This window comes from Lentimicrobium sp. S6, assembly GCF_013166635.1.
Classification (GTDB): domain Bacteria; phylum Bacteroidota; class Bacteroidia; order Bacteroidales; family UBA12170; genus UBA12170.
This window is the reverse complement of sequence record NZ_JABKBZ010000200.1, coordinates 1-1,428: the sequence shown is the minus strand read 5'-3', so window position 1 is coordinate 1,428 and position 1,428 is coordinate 1. Positions and strand designations below refer to the sequence as shown.

General features: G+C 34.4%; 2 protein-coding genes. Both read left to right on the top strand.

All coding sequences use genetic code 11. The features are described 5' to 3' along the window. Positions 1-45: 45 nt before the first annotated feature. Positions 46-420 carry a hypothetical protein gene (locus HNS40_RS22325; protein ID WP_371742972.1) on the top strand — a complete coding sequence of 125 codons (375 nt, stop codon included), beginning with the start codon at positions 46-48 and terminating at the stop codon, positions 418-420. A gap of 7 nt (positions 421-427) precedes the next feature. Further along, a complete protein-coding gene (locus tag HNS40_RS22320) occupies positions 428-1,396 on the top strand; it encodes a transposase (protein ID WP_172284920.1) in 969 nt (322 codons plus the stop codon). The last annotated feature ends 32 nt before the right edge of the window (positions 1,397-1,428 follow it).

Below are 1,428 nucleotides of genomic sequence, written 5' to 3'. Positions count from 1 at the left end.
GGGTCAAGAACAAAACCTGGGGGGATGAGCTAAAATGTTATACTTTTGAAAAAAAGAATCACATCAATTATGCAAAATGATTTGGCTATTATGAGTTTGTTTTTTCCAGAAGGCATGCTCGACTATTTTGATATTACAGATTTCACAAAGACTTCAGAGCGTATAGACTTTTATTTAAGTGAGAAGAATATTATACCCATAGAATATAAAGACAAGAAGTTAACCTCCAAAGGTTTTTACGACGAAAAGATTGTTGAAGATTTTCCATTACGAGGATTAGAGGTTCGTTTACATGTCAAGCGTCGTCGCTGGATAGTAAGTGAGAGTCAAAAAATAGTAAACAGAAACTGGGAGTTAGTTGCTAAAGGAACACGCAAAACAAAAGAATTTGCGACTTTTTTAAAAGAATACTTTAGATAATACAGCTGTGAGTGCTAGTCATTATGGTCAGTACTACGGAACCGATGGAAAGAAACTCCAACAACAGTATAAAAAACACTTGAGTGATTTTGCAAGTTGGCCACAGAAACACCATGCTGAAAAATGGCTCTTATTTCCAGAGAATATAGGAACCCACTTAAGTTTAGATGAAACATCGTTATCCAATGGAGACTTGTACACCATTCTCACTAACAAAGCAGCCAAGGGACGTAAAGGGGCGATTGTTGCAATAGTCTCGGGGACTAAATCTGCTGAAGTCATTAAGGTTTTAGAACGAATACCTATTGAAAAACGAAAGAATGTAAAAGAAGTTACAGTTGATATGGCCAACAATATGAACCTTATTTCTCGGCTTTGTTTTTCAGAAGCAATGATTGTAATAGACAGATTTCATGTCCAAAAATTAACAAGCGAAGCAGTTCAGCATATCAGAATAAAATACAGATGGGAAGCTATTGATAAAGAAAATGAATCAATGGAACTTGCTAATAAAAATAACACAAATTATGTTTCTGTAGTATTTCAGAATGGAGATACAAGAAAGCAATTATTAGCTAGAAGTCGTTATTTGTTATTTAAGCCCAAAGCTCGATGGACAGAAGGTCAGGAAGAACGTGCAAAGGTTCTGTTTGAAGAATACCCAATCATTGAACAAGCATACAATCTTGCACAAAAACTCACATTTATTTATGAGAATTACAACGACAAAAGCATTGCTATTACGAAACTTGCACATTGGTATAAAGATATTGAAGAAGCAGGTTTAAAAGAGTTTAATACTGTCGCAAAATCAATTCAGATAAACTATGACAAAATCCTTAATTTCTTTAATTACCGAAGTACAAATGCTTCTGCGGAATCCTTTAACGCAAAATTAAAGCATTTTAGGTCTGAATTCAGAGGTGTCAGAGATGTCAAATTTTTCCTTTTTCGATTGACAAATATTTTTGCGTAAAAATCAATTCCCCCAGAATTTCAACTTGACCC